Here is a 14,127-nt window from a genome sequence, read left to right as displayed (position 1 = left end):
GGGCTGCCGACGTGAGGTGCCACGGTGGCGGGTTCGGTTCTCGTGGTCATACGACGATGACCGCGACCCCCGCCTCCTCGAACCGCTGGATCGTCTCGGGTGCCGCCGCCGTGTCCGTGACGAGGGTGTCCACCGACTCGGCCGCGCAGATGCGGGCGAACGCGCGCTGCCCCAGCTTGCTGGAGTCCGCGGCGACGATCACGCGCTCGGCCCGCTCGCACAGGAGGCGGTTGATCGCCGCCTCCGCCTCGTCATGGGCGGCGGCGCCGTGCGCGGAGTCGAACGCGACCACGCCGAGCACCGCGACGTCCAGGGTGATCTGCTTGAGCACGCCGTCGGCCAGCGGCCCGATCAGCTCGTACGACTGCGGCCGGGCGACCCCGCCGGTCACGACGATCTTGAACTGGGGACGCACGGCGAGCTCGTTCGCGATGTTCAGCGCGTTGGTGACCACGGTCAGCGCGGGGGAGCCCGAGGCCAGGTCCGGGCGCACGGCGAGAGCGCGGGCCACCTCGGTCGTCGTGGTGCCGCCGGTGAGGCCCACCGCCTCCCCGGGGGTGATGAGGTCGGCCACCGCCTTCGCGACGCGCTGCTTCTCCGAGGCGCGCCGGGCGGTCTTGTAGCGCAGGGGGAGTTCGTAGGAGACGCCGTGCACGACCGCGCCGCCCCGCGTGCGGACGAGCATCTGCTGCTCGGCGAGCTGATCGAAGTCGCGCCGGATCGTCGCCGCCGAGACCTCCAGCCGCCCCGCGGCGTCCTCGACGTCCAGCCGGCCCTGCTCCAGGAGCAGTTCCAGCAGCGCCTTCCATCGGGCGTCCCGCGACATCAACGCGCTCCATTCCTCGTTCTTCCGCGACCTTAACGCACCTCATCTCACCTCGAATGCTTGATTGTGCTCGAAAGCTCGCTATATCTTGCAGAAACGAGCATCAGTGGGAGGGGTACGGCATGACGTACGTCGAGGAAGAGCTGAGCAGCCAGCCCGAGTGCTGGATCCGTGCCGCGGACGAGGCGGCGGCCCACGAAGCCGCGCTGCCGGCGGCGGGAGAGCGCGTCGCGATCGTGGGGTGCGGCACCTCGTTCTTCATGGCGCAGGCCGCGGCCGCGCTCCGCGAGGAGTCCGGGCAGGGGGAGACCGACGCCTTCGCCGCCTCGGAGTTCCCCGCGGGCCGCTCCTACGATCGCGTGGTCGCCCTCACGCGGTCCGGGACGACCACCGAAGTGCTCGGACTTCTCGGACGGCTGCGCGGACACACCCGTACGACCGCCGTCACGGCCGATCCGGACACGCCCGTGATGAAGTCCGCGGACGAGGTCGTCGTGCTGGACTTCGCCGACGAACGGTCCGTCGTGCAGACCCGTTTCGCGACGACCGCGCTCACCCTGCTCCGCGCCCACCTCGGCCTGCACGGTGACGGCGTCGTCGCGGACGCGCGCACCGCGCTGGAGGCCCCGCTGCCCGAAGGGCTCGTCGGCTGCTCGCAGTTCACCTTCCTCGGCCGCGGCTGGACCGTCGGGCTCGCCAACGAGGCCGGCCTCAAGATGCGCGAGGCGTCTCTCGCCTGGACCGAGGCCTACCCGGCGATGGAGTACCGGCACGGTCCCATCAGCATCACCACCAGCGGCACCGCTACGTGGATGCTCGGCGACGCGCCCGAAGGGCTGGCCGAACAGGTCCGGGGCACCGGCGGGCTGTGGGTGGACGGCGGCCTCGACCCGCTCGCCGAACTCGTCCGTGCCCAGCGCCTCGCCGTCGCCGTCGCCGCGGCGCGCGGCCTGGATCCCGACCGGCCCCGCCATCTCACCCGCTCGGTGATCCTCGGCCAGTGAAGCGGCCGGGGCGCCGATTCGCCCGAGCCGCCCGATCGACACGATCCCCCATGGAGCAGGAGGAGTTGTGCCCCTCGCAGCAACCGGTGACCTGGTCGCCCGGCCCACCGAGCCCAGCACCACCGAGCCCCGGCCCACCGGGCGCCATACCGCCGAGTCCCGTACCGCCGAGTCCAAGTCCGAGCCCGGGTTCGCCGAGCCCCGTACCGCCGTCGCCGCGTTCAACGTCATCACCCTGGAGCACATCGAGGCGGTCATAGCCGGGGCGGAGTCGGCCGGCGCGCCCGTCGTCCTCCAAGTCAGCGAGAACGCCGTCAAGTTCCGTCATGGCCGGCTGCTTCCGCTGGCCAGCGCGGCGGCGGCCGCCGCCGAACGGGCCTCGGTGCCCGTCGCGTTGCACCTCGATCATGTGCGCAGCGACGACCTGCTGCGCCAGGCGCCCGGTGCCGGGTTCAGCTCCGTCATGTACGACGCGTCGCACCTGCCCTACGAGGAGAACCTCGCCGCGACCCGTGCCGCAGCGGACTGGGCGCATGCCCAAGGCCTCTGGATCGAGGCCGAGTTGGGGGAGATCGGCGGTAAGAACGGAGAGGCGCCCAGAGACGCGCACGCACCCGGTGCCCGCACCGATCCCCTGGAGGCCCGTGCTTTCGTGGCCGACTCCGGCGTGGACGCGCTCGCCGTGGCGATCGGCAGCTCGCACGCGATGACGACCCGGACCGCGGCCCTCGACCACGACCTGCTCAAGCGCCTGTCCGCCGCGCTCGGAGTACCCCTCGTCCTGCACGGCTCCTCCGGGGTGCCCGACGACGAGCTGCGGGCCGCCGTCCAGGGCGGTATCGCCAAGGTCAACGTCGGCACCGCGCTGAACATCGCGATGACGGGCGCCATCCGGGAGTTCCTCACCGCCAGCCCCGACGCCGTGGACTCGCGGAAGTATCTGAGCGTGGGGCGCGAGGCGATGGCGCGGACCGTGGCGAGGCTCATCGGCGTGCTGCGGGGCTGACCCCGCCCGGCGCCTCGGTCATCCGCCACCCGCCCCCAGATGCCGCTACGGCCGGATATGTGCCTCAAAGTGACCGCTCGCCAGATGCCGGGCCGATCGGAAGCAACTTTCCACACATGTGCTTTTGCACCGACGACAGTTCGAGTGGGCGCGGAGGTGGCTAGGGTGAAGAACCATGAGGAGGCCGAAACGGCACGGCACGTTCGCGGGTGAGTCTTCGCCCCGGAGGCCACTCGGGCACGCGTCTGTAGGCCCCATGAACGCGGGGAGCAGGGGTTTGCGGTGTTTTCGGGGCAGGTCCGGCGCTGGGCCGGCCGCAGAACGGAGAAGGCCTTGAGCGGTCAACTTCTGGCTGATATCCGTAGGCCGGTGCGCCTCGGCGGCGCGTACGGGGGACTCGGTCCACGCACACCTCTGGGCCCGATGTGAACGGACTGATCTACTACCTGGCCGCCGCCGTCCTCTGGGCGGGATTCGCCGCGCAACTGCCCGACCTGCGCCGCCACCGCGACGACCCGATCAAACGGTCCTTCTGCGCCGTCATCCTGCTGTCGGGACTCTGCTTCGCGCTCGGTGCGCCGCCCACCGTCGCGCTGGTCAACAGCCTCACCGGCATACCGAACATCGCGGCTCCGCTGACCTATGGTGCGGTGACCGCGTTCGGCGCGGCCTCCCTCATCCTCATCGTCCACTGGCGCGGCAGCGACCCCGTCCAGGTGCGGCGCACGTCCCGGGCCTGGCTGTTCAGCTACCTCGGAGTGATCGCCGCCGAGGGCGTGCTGTTCTCGCTGGGCAACACGCCGGTCGAACGCCGGGCCGATTTCGACACCTACTACGCCTCGACGCCGTTCATCCGCGAGATGATCGTGCTGTACCTGATGGCGCACATGGTGGCCGCGGTGACGACGACCCTGCTGTGCTGGAGCTGGATGGGGAAGGTGAGAGGCTGGACCCGGGGCTCGCTCGCCCTGCTGGTGCTCGGCTGGCTGTTCACCAGTGCCTACAGCGTCGTCAAGTCCGTGGCGCTGACGGCCCATTGGCTCGGACACCACTGGGACGGCCTCAGCACCAGCGTCGCGCCGCTGGTGGCGGTCGGCTCCTGCCTGGCCTCGGCCGGGTACATCCTCCCTCTCGTCGGCCGGCGCGTCGACTCGACCGTCACGTTCGTGCGCCTGCGTCCGCTGTTCCGGCTGCTGGCGGAGCCGACCAGCCGTCGGCGCCGCGTCACGGAACTGCCGTGGCGGACGATCGGCGATGTCGAACTGCGGCTCACCACACGCGAGACCGCCATCCGGGACGGCCTCAAGCGACTGGCCGGGCAGCTCGACGACCAGGTGTGGCAGGGTGCCTACCGGGACGCGCTCGCCGCCGGGTCGACCGCGGCCGAGGCCGAGGTGATCGGGATGGCCGCGATGGTCGCCGTGGCCGCCCTCGCCGAGGCTCCGGCCTCCGTGCCGGAGACGGGCACCATCGGCATCTCGGTCGGTGATGTCGACGTGCTGGTCTCGGTCAGCGCGCGCGTGCGCCGGCCGGCGGCGGGTTCACGATCGTTGGACACGGGACAGCCGTCCTTGCTGAGCCTGGCGAAGGCGGTGCGTACGCCGATCGTCGACGCCGTGGTCCAGTCGCGGAGGACCGCGGTGCGACAGTTGTCCTGACCGCGCCCCGTACGAGGGCAGGTCCCCGGGCCGAGCCGGCCGTCACACGGCCAGCGGGCCCATGGCGTCCACGAAGGCGCTCTCCTCGGGGGTCAGCGGCGGCCCGGTCAGGGGCTCCATGCCAGGTCCCTTGAGCGTGGCGAGAAGCAGCTTGGGCTGGACGAGACGGCTCGCGTCCTCCTGGAGCGTGATGACCCTGCACATGGCCGCGGACACCTCGTACGAAGTGGTCGCCACGCGCCCCATCCGGCCCATGTAGCTGCTGAGCAGCCGGTCCACGAGCGTCGGAGCCCGGCCGACGACCTCGGGAAACCACTGGTCCTGGGAGGTGCTCATCGTGTAGGCGGCCGTGACGGATCTGGCGGCCGCCTTCTGGACGTCGCGGGCGAAGCCCGCAGCGGTGACGTCGGTCTGCCGCAACTGCCGGCTCAGCGCCTGGGCACCCAGGGCCGCGACGGACATGCCCTGGCCGTAGACGGGGTTGTACGTGGCGACGGCGTCACCGAGCACGACCAGCCCCTCGGGCATGTCCACCTTGTCGAACTCGCGGCGCCTGTTGCGGGTGCTGCGGCTCAGGAACACCTCACTGAGAGGCTCGGCGGCGGAGACGAGCTGTCCGACGAGCGGATGGCGCAGGTTGAGGGCGAACTCGGTGAACGCCTCCGGATCGTCGCCGGGTTGGCTGCCGCGGGTGCCCGCCAGGCTCACCAGCCACCGCCCGCCCTCGATCGGCACCAGGTTGCCGGAACGCCCCGGCCGGGAAGCGGTGGGGTCCGCCTCGACCTGCGTGAGCGGGAAGCCCTCCGCGCCCCGCGGAACGCGGAACAGCCGGCTTGCGTAGACGAGGCCAGAGTCGACCTCGTCGGTGGGTATGTCCGTCACGCCGAGTGCCTCGAGCCAGTGCTCGACACGCGATCCGCGTCCGCTCGCGTCGACGACGAGATCGGCCCGCAGATCCTCCTCCAGCCCCTCGGCGAGGACGCGGACGCCGGTGACGCGCTGGGAGGTTCCCAGCAGGGACAGCGCCTCGGCCCGGCGGACGACGACGGGAGTGGTGCTCAGGACGGCGTCACGCAGGGTCCAGTCGAGCAGGTCGCGGCTGCAACACGTGAGCATCAGGTCGTCGGTCACGGTCGGCCAGCGGCGATACCAACCCTGCGGTCCGAAACCCAGCATGTCGGTCAGGGGCTGCTCGTGGGCTCCCGCGGCGAGCAGGCGTCCGTGCACGTCCGCCACCGGAAGCAGTTCCCGGATGGCCTCGCGTCCGCTGGGCAGCAGGACATGGGCGTGTCGCGCCTGGGGGGTCCGCTTGCGCGGGGAGGGCCCGTCGGGCAGCTCGTCGCGTTCCAGGACGATCACTTCGTCCATGGAGCGGAACAGGGCCGCGGCGGCGAGCATGCCGGCCACGCTCCCGCCGATGACGACAGCGCGGCGCGACATAGTTCCCCCAGATGTCATTGGTGATCGACATCACTGTACGGACGTTCGGGCGCGTGTCCAGGGGTGATCAAAAAGTGAGGGAATTCTGTCCCCGGTGGGGAGTCCACCCGTCCCCCGGCAGGGGGTCCGGTCGGTCGGACTACCGCCCCGCTTCCTTCTTCACGGCCCGGAGGATCACGAACTTGGCGTCGCCCGCGACCAGTTCACTGTTGCCGAAGAGCCGGCGCAGTTTGAGGTGGTAGCCGAGGTGCCGATTGCCGATCACCCACAGCTCGCCGCCCGGCCGCAGCGCGCGCCGGGCGTCCGAGAACATGCGCCACGCGGTCGTGTCCGTCGTCGCCTGGTGCGAGTGGAACGGGGGATTGTTCAGGACGAGATCGACACTCCCGGACGGGACGCCCTCCAGCCCGTCGGCGACCCGGAACTCGGCGCTCCCCCCGGCGTTCGCCCGGTAAGTCGCCTCCGCCGAGGCCACCGCCTGGTACGACTCGTCGGCGAACAGCACCTCGGCCTCGGGATTGGCCAGCGCCACGGCCGTACCGAGCACGCCGTTGCCGCAGCCCAGATCCACCACCCGTTCGGCGCCCCGGCTGCGCGGCAGATGCGTCAGGAAGAAGCGGGTGCCGATGTCGAGGCGGTCGGCGCAGAAGACGCCCGCGTGGTTGACGACCGTGCGGCCGGAGACCGGACCGACGTCGTCGGGCAGCTGATAGCTGTACGGCCAGGGGTTGGACTTCCTGGCGATCCCCTGGAGCGGGGTGCAGAAGATCAGCCGGGCCTTCTTCTCGGCCAGCGAGGTGCGCGTCGGACCGAGGATCCGCTCGAAGAGGTGCAGCGTCGAGGTGTGGATCTCCTTGACCATCCCCGTGCCGACGACGACGGTTCCCTCGTGCACACCGGGCGCCAGCCGGTACAGCTGGTCCTCCAGCAGGGCGAGACTCTTGGGCACCCGCACGAGCAGCACGTCGATCCGCTCGGGCGGCGGGTCCTGGGTCGTCAGGATCCGCACCCCGGACTCCTCCGCACCGGCGCGCGCCAGATTGGCGCGGGTCGCCTCCCGGGCCAGGTGGGAGTCGGTGATCTGCGTCGGCCGCCGCGCGGACAGGGCCGTCGTGAGGGCGCCCCACCGGTCACCGACGATCACGACCGAGCCCGTCAGCGCGGTGCCGCTCTCCGCGAGGTGCCGCAGCAGATACGTGTCGGCGGCGTCCCAGGCGCGCAGTCGTTCGCGGGGGTCCTCGGGGAAGCGGGCGAGTTCGTACTCGCCCCAGGGTGTCGTCATCCGGTCGCTCATCGTGGGTCAAGGCTAAGCGACCGGGCCGCCGGGGATGCGCGAGGATGAGGGCATGTCGATGGACGCGGAGCTGTTCCCGCGCGGCAGGACGGTGATCGCGCCCGGTGCCGTGCACCTCCCGGACTGGCTGGACGCGGTGGGCCAGCGGCAGCTCCTGGAGGCCTGCCGCGGCTGGGCCAGGCCGCCCGCGGGCCTGCGCACCGTCCGCACCCCCGGCGGCGGCACGATGACCGCGCGCCAGGTGTGTCTCGGCTGGCACTGGTACCCGTACGGCTACGCGCGGACGGTGGTCGACGGCGACGGATCGCCGGTGAAACCCTTTCCCGGCCGGCTCGGGACGCTGGCCCGTGACGCGGTCACGGACGCGCTCGGCACCGACGCGTCCGGCGCGGATCGGTCCGCCGGCTACGACATCGCGCTGATCAACTTCTACGACGCCGAAGCCCGTATGGGCATGCACCGCGACAGCGACGAATCGTGCGGCGCCCCGGTCGTGTCGCTGAGCCTCGGCGACACCTGTGTCTTCCGGTTCGGGAACACCGAGTCCCGCACGCGGCCGTACACCGACATCGAGCTGCGCAGCGGCGACCTCTTCGTGTTCGGCGGCCCGTCACGGCTCGCGTACCACGGAGTGACGAAGGTGTACGCGGGCACGGCGCCCCCGGAGTTGGGTCTGACCGGGAGGCTGAACCTCACGCTCCGCGCCAGTGGCTTCCCGCCGGAGCCCACGGGGTAGCCGGGGAAGCCGTCACGGGCGGGCGGGGCCCGGCGTGACCGGGCGGGCCGCGCGGGAGCGGATCATGGGAGACTCGCCCTCATGAACGGCAAGGTGGGCCCCCGGACGGCGGGGGACGGCAGCACGCGGACACGGCTCGACCGAGGGCGCGGAGCACTCGGACCGGCGCTGGAACTGGTGCACACCGGACGCGCGCCGACGCGTGCCGTGCTCACCGCCGAGCTGGGCGTCACCCGGGCGACCGCGGGCGCGGTGGCCGCGGAACTCGAAGCCCTCGGACTGATCCGGGTCGACGCGCGGCCCGGTGCCGCCGCCGGTTCGCAGGGGCGGCCCTCGCACCGGCTGGAGCTCGCCGACGACGGGCCGGTCGCGCTGGCCGCGCAGGTGCACGCCGACGGGTTCCGCGCCGCGCTGGTCGGCCTCGGCGGCCGGATCGTCGCGACCGCACCCGGCTGCGAGACCGTCGACGCCGATCCCGCGAAGGTGCTCGGCTCGGTCGTCGACGCGGGCGCCGAACTGCTCCGCGCGACCGGACGCCGGTGTGTGGGCGCGGGTCTCGCCGTACCCTCGGCCGTCGCCGAACCCGAGGGGCTCGCGCTCAACCCGCTGCATCTGGCCTGGCCCGCCGGCTCGCCCGTCCGGGAGATCTTCGCCGAGCGGGTGCGCGCGGCCGGGATCGAGGGACCGGCGTTCGCCGCCAACGACGTCAACCTCGCCGCCCTCGCCGAGCACCGGCACGGAGCGGGACGCGGCGCCCGCGACCTGCTGTGCGTGGCGACCGGACACCGGGGCGTCGGCGGTGCCCTGGTGCTCGACGGGCGTCTGCACACCGGCAGTTCGGGCCTCGCCCTGGAGGTCGGCCATCTCACCGTCAACCCCGAGGGCCGTCCCTGTCACTGCGGAAGCCGCGGCTGCCTCGACGTCGAGGCCGACCCGCTGGCGTTCCTCACCGCGGCCGGCCGGACCCCGGGCCCGGAGGTGTCACTGCTCCAGCAGTCCAACGAGCTGATCCGCGACGAGAGCGCCGATCCGGCCGTCCGTACGGCCATCGAGGCGCTGATCGACCGGCTCGGCCTCGGCCTGGCCGGGCTCGTCAACATCCTCAACCCGGACCGCATCATCCTCGGCGGACTGCACCGCGCCCTGCTGGACGCCGACCCGGACCGGCTGCGTGCCGTCGTCGCCGACCGCAGCCTGTGGGGACGCAGCGGCGGGGTGCCGATCCTCGCCTGCACGCTGGACCACAACAGCCTCGTCGGGGCAGCCGAGTTGGCCTGGCAGCCGGTACTGGACGACCCCCTGAAGGCGCTGCCCGTCTGAGGTTCGTTCCGCCTGTGCGACGTTCAGTCGGGCCAGGCGACGGCGAAGGCACGGCCGGGGTTATCGGCGAGGATCCGGTCCACCAGCGCCTTGCCCAGGGCGAGTTCGAGCCGTGGCCGGACGCGGCGCAGCAGATACGGCATCCCGGGGCCGCCGTCGACCGAGCGGGCCGCCGCGGTCGTCGTGTCGCCGCCGAGCAGCAGCCGGTCGCCGAAACCGGCGTCCGCCAGGGCGCGCAGGGCGTCGGGCAGGCGCCAGTCGGTGCCGTGGTGGGCGCGGGAGGGGCCGTCGAAGGCGAGGTAGGCGCCGGACGCGGCGGCCTCGCGCTGCACCACGAGGTCGGGGGAACGGTTGAGGTGTCCCAGGATCACCCGGTGCGGCGGCACCCCCAACTCGCCGCACAGCAGGTCGAGTACGTCCAGCGCGCCGGTGCCCAGCTCCAGGTGCACGGCGATCGGCGCCCCCGTGGCGTGGTGGGCCTCGGCCGCGGCGGCCATCGTCCAGCGGGCGTGTGCGTCCAGGGCGTGGAAGCCACCCGCGACCTTGATCAGCCCGGCCCGGACTCCCGTCGTCCCGATGCCCTTCGTGAGCTCGGCCGTGAAGATCCCGGCCAGCCTCCCGCGCATCTCGCGCAGCAACCGCTCCGTGTAGTGCGCCGCTTGATGCAGTCCGGTGGCCGCGACGACATGGACCCCGGCGTCGCGGGACACCGGCGGCAGATCCGCCGCCCGCCTGCCGAGCCCGTACGGAGTCCACTGGACCACGGCGCTGCCGCCCTGTGCGCGGAACGCGGCGAGTTCGGCCCGCGCGGCGGAGGTGTCCCACAGCTCCTGGCCCGGGAGCTGCGGACTGGCGAAGAAGAGATGGTCGTGCGCGTCGCACACGCCGAGGTCCTCGGGGAGCACATCGCCGAGAACCGTACGGATCAGGGGCACCGGACTCACCGCCGCCCGCCCCGGGCCGGCCGGTCACCCGGTGTCAGCAGGGTGAGCAGTCCGTGGACCGCGGTGTCGAAGGCGGCCGGTGAGCCGGAGGCCCGCGCCAGGACGTAGCCGCCCTGGACCGTCGCGACGATCGTCGAGGCGATCTCGCCGCCGTCGAGACCGGGGGAGAACTGCCCCTGCTCCTTGCCCTCTTCGACGACGGCGGCGAGCCGCTCGCGCAGCCATGTGAGGAACTCGTCGACCGGTGCGCGCAGTTCGTCGCTCGCGATCACGTCCGCGTCCATCGTGAGCCGCCCGATCGGGCAGCCGCGCAGGACGTCTCGTTCCCGGCGCAGATAGGCATCGAGGCGTTCGTACGGCGATCCGGGCGAGCCGAGGACGCCCTCGGCGGTGGCGCGCAGCTCCTCGGCGGTACGGCGGATCGCGGCGAGGGCCAGGTCGGGCTTGCCCCGGAAGTGGTGGTACATGCTGCCCTGTCCCGCGCCCGCGCGCTCCAGGATCGCCTTGGGGCTGGTGCCCACGTATCCGCGCTCCCACAGCAGCTCGCGGGTGGACTCGATCAGGCGGTCGGGAGTGCTCATGCGTTCACTGTACATACCAGTAGGTACAGAGAGAGCTGTTCGAGCCATCGACGCGACCGGCCGCCCGCGGCCGCGGGAAGCAGTCCGGGGCGTCCGGCGTACTCCCCGGGAGGTACGCGCACGGCCGCTGGCCGTACGACGACTCGGACCCCCTGTCGGGGCGAGTCTCGAAGCATCAGCAAGAGGCCCCGTGAGGACGCGTGGCCGAGATTCCGCGCGGACGCGTGGTTCCACCGAGGAGATGACCCGAGATGCAGACCCTGGCGAACTGGGACGGCGGCCCCGGCCCGTGGATCCTGTTCTTCCCGCTGATCTGGGCGGCCGTCGTGATCGGCGTCGTGACCGTGCTGCGACGCACCGCGTGGCGGGGCCGCCGCGGCCCCTGGCGGGCGACGGGAGGCTTCGGCCCCGGCGGCTCGCTGCCGGCCGGTGACTCGCCGATCGCCGTGCTCGGCCGGCGTTTCGCCTCCGGGGAGATCGACGAGGACGAGTACTGGCGTCGGCTGTCCGTCCTCGACGAGCAGTTCGGACGCGCGGGCAAGGGGGGCGCGGTATGACGGGCGAGACCGCCCGCCGGGGCGCGGCACCCGGCGCCGGACGTTCGTGAAACTCCACGGACGTCCGCGAAACTCCGCGGACGTTCGCGAAACTCCGCGGACGTTCGCGAAACTCCGCGGACTTTCGTGCACTTCACGGGTGTTCGTGAACTCCGCGGATGTCCCCGAACCTCACCGGGAGCGCCCCTGTGTCGTACGACGTCCGTGAGGGGTCGGCGTACGAAAGGGGATCACCGCCCGGTCAGCCGGCAACGGCCGACCGGGCGGGAGCGTGTTCGGGCCTGAGGACGTCGACGGTCTGCCGGAGCGTGACCTCGCTCGCGACCTCGTACGGCGGACGCAGCGAGGCCGCCACCACGGGGGTGGACGCCGGAAGCGTGAACCACACGGCCTTGCCGGACTCGCCTTCGGGCCGCACACCCCAGCTCTCGCTCATCGCCGCGACCATCGCGAGGCCGCGTCCACAGGTGGAGCCGGGGCCGGCTTCGCGTATGACGGGAAGCCGGGGGTCGTGGTCGTGCACCGAGACCGTGAGCCGGTCGAGCAGCAGCTCGATCTCGACGGTGCAGATCTTGTCCGGCTGGGCGTGCCGGTGGACATTCGACAACAGCTCGGTCACGCCGAGCGCCGCCCGGTCTATCAAGGGGTCCAGATGCCAGTAGCGCAACTGCGCAGAGACGATTCTGCGGACCTGGCCGATCCGCGACGGCAGGGCTTGGAGCTCCACCGTGCAATGCCTGCTTGGCTGGCTGATCACGGCTGCGACTCCCCGAATTGAGGTCCGGAAGAAGGCGGAGATCGGATCCAGCAGAGTGGCTGAGTTGAACGGCCGCCTGCTGTGATGACCGGCGGGCTGGTTCGCAGCGTTATCGCCGGTAAACCCAGAGTGATGTGACATCAGAGTGACCCAGGGGACACGGTCCCGCAACTCGCGGTGCCTCGGGATGTGCTGCGGGCGCCGTCGGCGCACGTCAGCCGCTGCGTCCGGCCGCCCTGCGGACCGCCTCGATGAAGCGGCGTGCGGACGGCGGCCCCGGCCGGCCGGGCGCCGGATCGTGCTCGCCGAGCGTGAGCGAGTACCGCGTGCCGTTGACGTCCGCCAACGCCCGGTCCTCGTGGGCGAACCAGGGTTTCGAGGCGCGCACCGCCTGCACCGGCGCGCTGTCGATCTCGCTGCCGTAGCTGGTGAGCAGTTCCAGCCTGCCGTCGCTGATCCGGACCTGACCGGCCCGGGTGAGCGAACGCAGCCTCTTCCCGATCCGCACGCCCGTGGCAGTGAACTCCGGCTCCGCCATGATGCTCCGCCCCCTTGTGCGCTCCGGCTGTGTTCCGTCGTGACCCAGTGTGCATCCGCGTCGGGCGCGACCGCCCCGCGCGGTGCAGTCTGCCCGCAGGTGGCGCCGAGCACCAGTACGTATGGCGAGGCGGTGGTGGTGACGGGAGCAAAGGCCGGGATGCGCCCCCTCGGACACCGTCCGGCCGCTGCCCGTAACCGGATCGCGCCCGTCCCCCCAGGGGTGCCTTTGAGCCGCCCAAAGGTGTATTTATGCAGGTGAGAAGCTTGCGGAAGGTGCCTATGATCGAGAGATCAGGCCAGTCGACGCGGTGTCGGCGCCACGCGTTAGGAGCCGTCCCGTGAGCACTACCCAGCCGATCCGCGCCGGTGAGACCCTCGATGTCGACCGCAGCGACGCTCGCTACCGCAGCTGGCTCAAAGAGGCCGTCCGCAAGGTCCAGGCGGATGCGAACCGCTCGGCCGACACCCATCTGCTGCGCTTCCCGCTCCCCGAGGAGTGGGGAGTCGATCTGTATCTGAAGGACGAGTCGACCCACCCCACGGGCAGCCTCAAGCACCGCCTGGCCCGCTCGCTCTTCCTCTACGGCCTGTGCAACGGCTGGATCCGGCCAGGAAGGCCGGTGATCGAGGCGTCCAGCGGCTCGACGGCCGTGTCCGAGGCCTACTTCGCGGGCCTCGTCGGTGTGCCCTTCATCGCGGTCATGCCCCGCACCACGAGCGCCGAGAAATGCCGGCTGATCGAATTCCACGGCGGGCAGTGCCACTTCGTGGACGATTCACGCAAGATCTACGAGGAGTCCGTCGCTCTCGCGGCCGAGACCGGCGGTCACTACATGGATCAATTCACCTACGCGGAAAGGGCGACGGACTGGCGCGGGAACAACAACATCGCCGAATCCATTTTCCGCCAGCTGGCCCTGGAGCGATTCCCGGAACCCACGTGGATCGTCGCCACGGCCGGCACCGGAGGCACCTCGGCGACCCTCGCCCGCTACGTCCACTACATGCAGGCGGACACCCGCATCTGTGTCGCCGACCCGGAAAACTCCTGTTTCTTCGAAGGCTGGATCACCGGGGAGCCGGACGTCACGTGCGACCGCGGCTCGCGCATCGAGGGCATCGGCAGGCCGCGTATCGAACCCAGCTTCGTGCCCGGGGCCATCGACCGGATGATGAAGGTGCCGGACGCGGCGAGCGTCGCCGCCGTACGGGCCCTGGAGCGGGCCATGGGCCGCAAGGCGGGCGGCTCGACGGGCACCGGCCTGTGGAGCGCCCTGAAGATCGTCTCCGAGATGGTGACCGAGGGGCGCACGGGAAGCGTGGTGACGCTGCTGTGCGACCCCGGGGAGCGTTATCTCGACAAGTACTACTCGGACGCGTGGCTGGCCGAACAGGACCTGGACATCGCGCCGTACACGACGGCCATCAACTCCGTGCTGGAGACGGGGGCTTGGCCGGCCTGAC

14 protein-coding genes are annotated in these 14,127 nt (G+C 71.7%); 7 read left to right on the top strand and 7 right to left on the bottom strand.

Annotation, left to right across the window (positions count from 1 at the left end; genetic code table 11):
- Window positions 1–46 precede the first annotated feature (46 nt).
- Complete coding sequence (locus tag ACZ4AA_RS09420) at window positions 47–826, bottom strand: DeoR/GlpR family DNA-binding transcription regulator (RefSeq protein WP_467598056.1); 780 nt, start codon at window positions 824–826, stop codon at window positions 47–49.
- Window positions 827–948: 122 nt separating this feature from the next.
- On the opposite strand from ACZ4AA_RS09420, the gene ACZ4AA_RS09415 reads away from it, so the two are divergent.
- From ACZ4AA_RS09415 to ACZ4AA_RS09405, 3 genes are all read left to right on the top strand, one after another.
- Window positions 949–1,830 carry an SIS domain-containing protein gene (locus tag ACZ4AA_RS09415; protein WP_467598053.1) on the top strand — a complete coding sequence of 294 codons (882 nt, stop codon included), beginning with the start codon at window positions 949–951 and terminating at the stop codon, window positions 1,828–1,830.
- A 67-nt stretch (window positions 1,831–1,897) separates the two neighbouring features.
- Entirely contained in the window at window positions 1,898–2,836 is a 939-nt protein-coding gene (locus ACZ4AA_RS09410) for a class II fructose-bisphosphate aldolase (RefSeq protein ID WP_467598050.1), read from the top strand.
- Window positions 2,837–3,261: 425 nt separating this feature from the next.
- Window positions 3,262–4,494, top strand: a complete 1,233-nt coding sequence (locus ACZ4AA_RS09405; RefSeq protein ID WP_467598047.1) for an MAB_1171c family putative transporter — start codon at window positions 3,262–3,264, stop codon at window positions 4,492–4,494.
- 42 nt (window positions 4,495–4,536) lie between these two features.
- Here the strand turns inward: ACZ4AA_RS09405 and ACZ4AA_RS09400 are convergent, their stop codons facing one another.
- A complete protein-coding gene (locus tag ACZ4AA_RS09400; RefSeq protein WP_467598044.1) occupies window positions 4,537–5,934 on the bottom strand; it encodes an FAD-dependent oxidoreductase in 1,398 nt (465 codons plus the stop codon).
- Window positions 5,935–6,073: 139 nt separating this feature from the next.
- The gene (locus tag ACZ4AA_RS09395; protein WP_467598041.1) at window positions 6,074–7,228 is read right to left on the bottom strand and encodes a methyltransferase; all 1,155 of its coding nucleotides are present in this window, start codon (window positions 7,226–7,228) and stop codon (window positions 6,074–6,076) included.
- Between the two features lie 58 nt (window positions 7,229–7,286).
- Here ACZ4AA_RS09395 and ACZ4AA_RS09390 point away from each other — a divergent pair, with 58 nt between their 5' ends.
- Both ACZ4AA_RS09390 and ACZ4AA_RS09385 read left to right on the top strand, forming a co-directional pair.
- On the top strand, window positions 7,287–7,964 hold the full coding sequence (locus ACZ4AA_RS09390) for an alpha-ketoglutarate-dependent dioxygenase AlkB family protein (RefSeq protein ID WP_467598937.1): 678 nt from the start codon (window positions 7,287–7,289) through the stop codon (window positions 7,962–7,964).
- Between the two features lie 81 nt (window positions 7,965–8,045).
- The gene (locus ACZ4AA_RS09385) at window positions 8,046–9,284 is read left to right on the top strand and encodes an ROK family protein (protein ID WP_467598038.1); all 1,239 of its coding nucleotides are present in this window, start codon (window positions 8,046–8,048) and stop codon (window positions 9,282–9,284) included.
- A gap of 23 nt (window positions 9,285–9,307) precedes the next feature.
- Here ACZ4AA_RS09385 and ACZ4AA_RS09380 read toward each other — a convergent pair whose 3' ends face one another.
- Window positions 9,308–10,219 (bottom strand): phosphotriesterase family protein, encoded by a 912-nt coding sequence (locus ACZ4AA_RS09380; RefSeq protein WP_467598935.1) that lies wholly within the window; start codon window positions 10,217–10,219, stop codon window positions 9,308–9,310.
- A gap of 5 nt (window positions 10,220–10,224) precedes the next feature.
- Entirely contained in the window at window positions 10,225–10,824 is a 600-nt protein-coding gene (locus ACZ4AA_RS09375; protein WP_467598035.1) for a TetR/AcrR family transcriptional regulator, read from the bottom strand.
- A gap of 236 nt (window positions 10,825–11,060) precedes the next feature.
- On the opposite strand from ACZ4AA_RS09375, the gene ACZ4AA_RS09370 reads away from it, so the two are divergent.
- Complete coding sequence (locus tag ACZ4AA_RS09370) at window positions 11,061–11,366, top strand: SHOCT domain-containing protein (protein WP_467598032.1); 306 nt, start codon at window positions 11,061–11,063, stop codon at window positions 11,364–11,366.
- 241 nt (window positions 11,367–11,607) lie between these two features.
- Here ACZ4AA_RS09370 and ACZ4AA_RS09365 read toward each other — a convergent pair whose 3' ends face one another.
- Both ACZ4AA_RS09365 and ACZ4AA_RS09360 read right to left on the bottom strand, forming a co-directional pair.
- Window positions 11,608–12,123, bottom strand: a complete 516-nt coding sequence (locus ACZ4AA_RS09365; RefSeq protein WP_467598028.1) for an ATP-binding protein — start codon at window positions 12,121–12,123, stop codon at window positions 11,608–11,610.
- Window positions 12,124–12,337: 214 nt separating this feature from the next.
- A complete protein-coding gene (locus ACZ4AA_RS09360) occupies window positions 12,338–12,661 on the bottom strand; it encodes a hypothetical protein (RefSeq protein WP_261703200.1) in 324 nt (107 codons plus the stop codon).
- A 340-nt stretch (window positions 12,662–13,001) separates the two neighbouring features.
- Between ACZ4AA_RS09360 and ACZ4AA_RS09355 the strand changes: the two genes are divergently transcribed.
- On the top strand, window positions 13,002–14,126 hold the full coding sequence (locus ACZ4AA_RS09355; protein ID WP_467598023.1) for a PLP-dependent cysteine synthase family protein: 1,125 nt from the start codon (window positions 13,002–13,004) through the stop codon (window positions 14,124–14,126).
- Window position 14,127 lies beyond the last annotated feature (1 nt).

Source organism: Streptomyces sp. NPDC024698 (assembly GCF_055559015.1).
This window is presented reverse-complemented; position numbering and strand designations above follow the sequence as displayed.

Bases quoted from the DNA above. Each gene is read 5' to 3' on its own strand.
- ACZ4AA_RS09360 (WP_261703200.1), bottom strand. From the start codon at position 12,661: ATGGCGGAGCCGGAGTTCACTGCCACGGGCGTGCGGATCGGGAAGAGG.
- ACZ4AA_RS09415 (WP_467598053.1), top strand. From the start codon at position 949: ATGACGTACGTCGAGGAAGAGCTGAGCAGCCAGCCCGAGTGCTGGATC.
- ACZ4AA_RS09400 (WP_467598044.1), bottom strand. From the start codon at position 5,934: ATGTCGCGCCGCGCTGTCGTCATCGGCGGGAGCGTGGCCGGCATGCTC.
- ACZ4AA_RS09420 (WP_467598056.1), bottom strand. From the start codon at position 826: ATGTCGCGGGACGCCCGATGGAAGGCGCTGCTGGAACTGCTCCTGGAG.
- ACZ4AA_RS09385 (WP_467598038.1), top strand. From the start codon at position 8,046: ATGAACGGCAAGGTGGGCCCCCGGACGGCGGGGGACGGCAGCACGCGG.
- ACZ4AA_RS09395 (WP_467598041.1), bottom strand. From the start codon at position 7,228: ATGAGCGACCGGATGACGACACCCTGGGGCGAGTACGAACTCGCCCGC.
- ACZ4AA_RS09375 (WP_467598035.1), bottom strand. From the start codon at position 10,824: ATGTACAGTGAACGCATGAGCACTCCCGACCGCCTGATCGAGTCCACC.
- ACZ4AA_RS09370 (WP_467598032.1), top strand. From the start codon at position 11,061: ATGCAGACCCTGGCGAACTGGGACGGCGGCCCCGGCCCGTGGATCCTG.
- ACZ4AA_RS09390 (WP_467598937.1), top strand. From the start codon at position 7,287: ATGGACGCGGAGCTGTTCCCGCGCGGCAGGACGGTGATCGCGCCCGGT.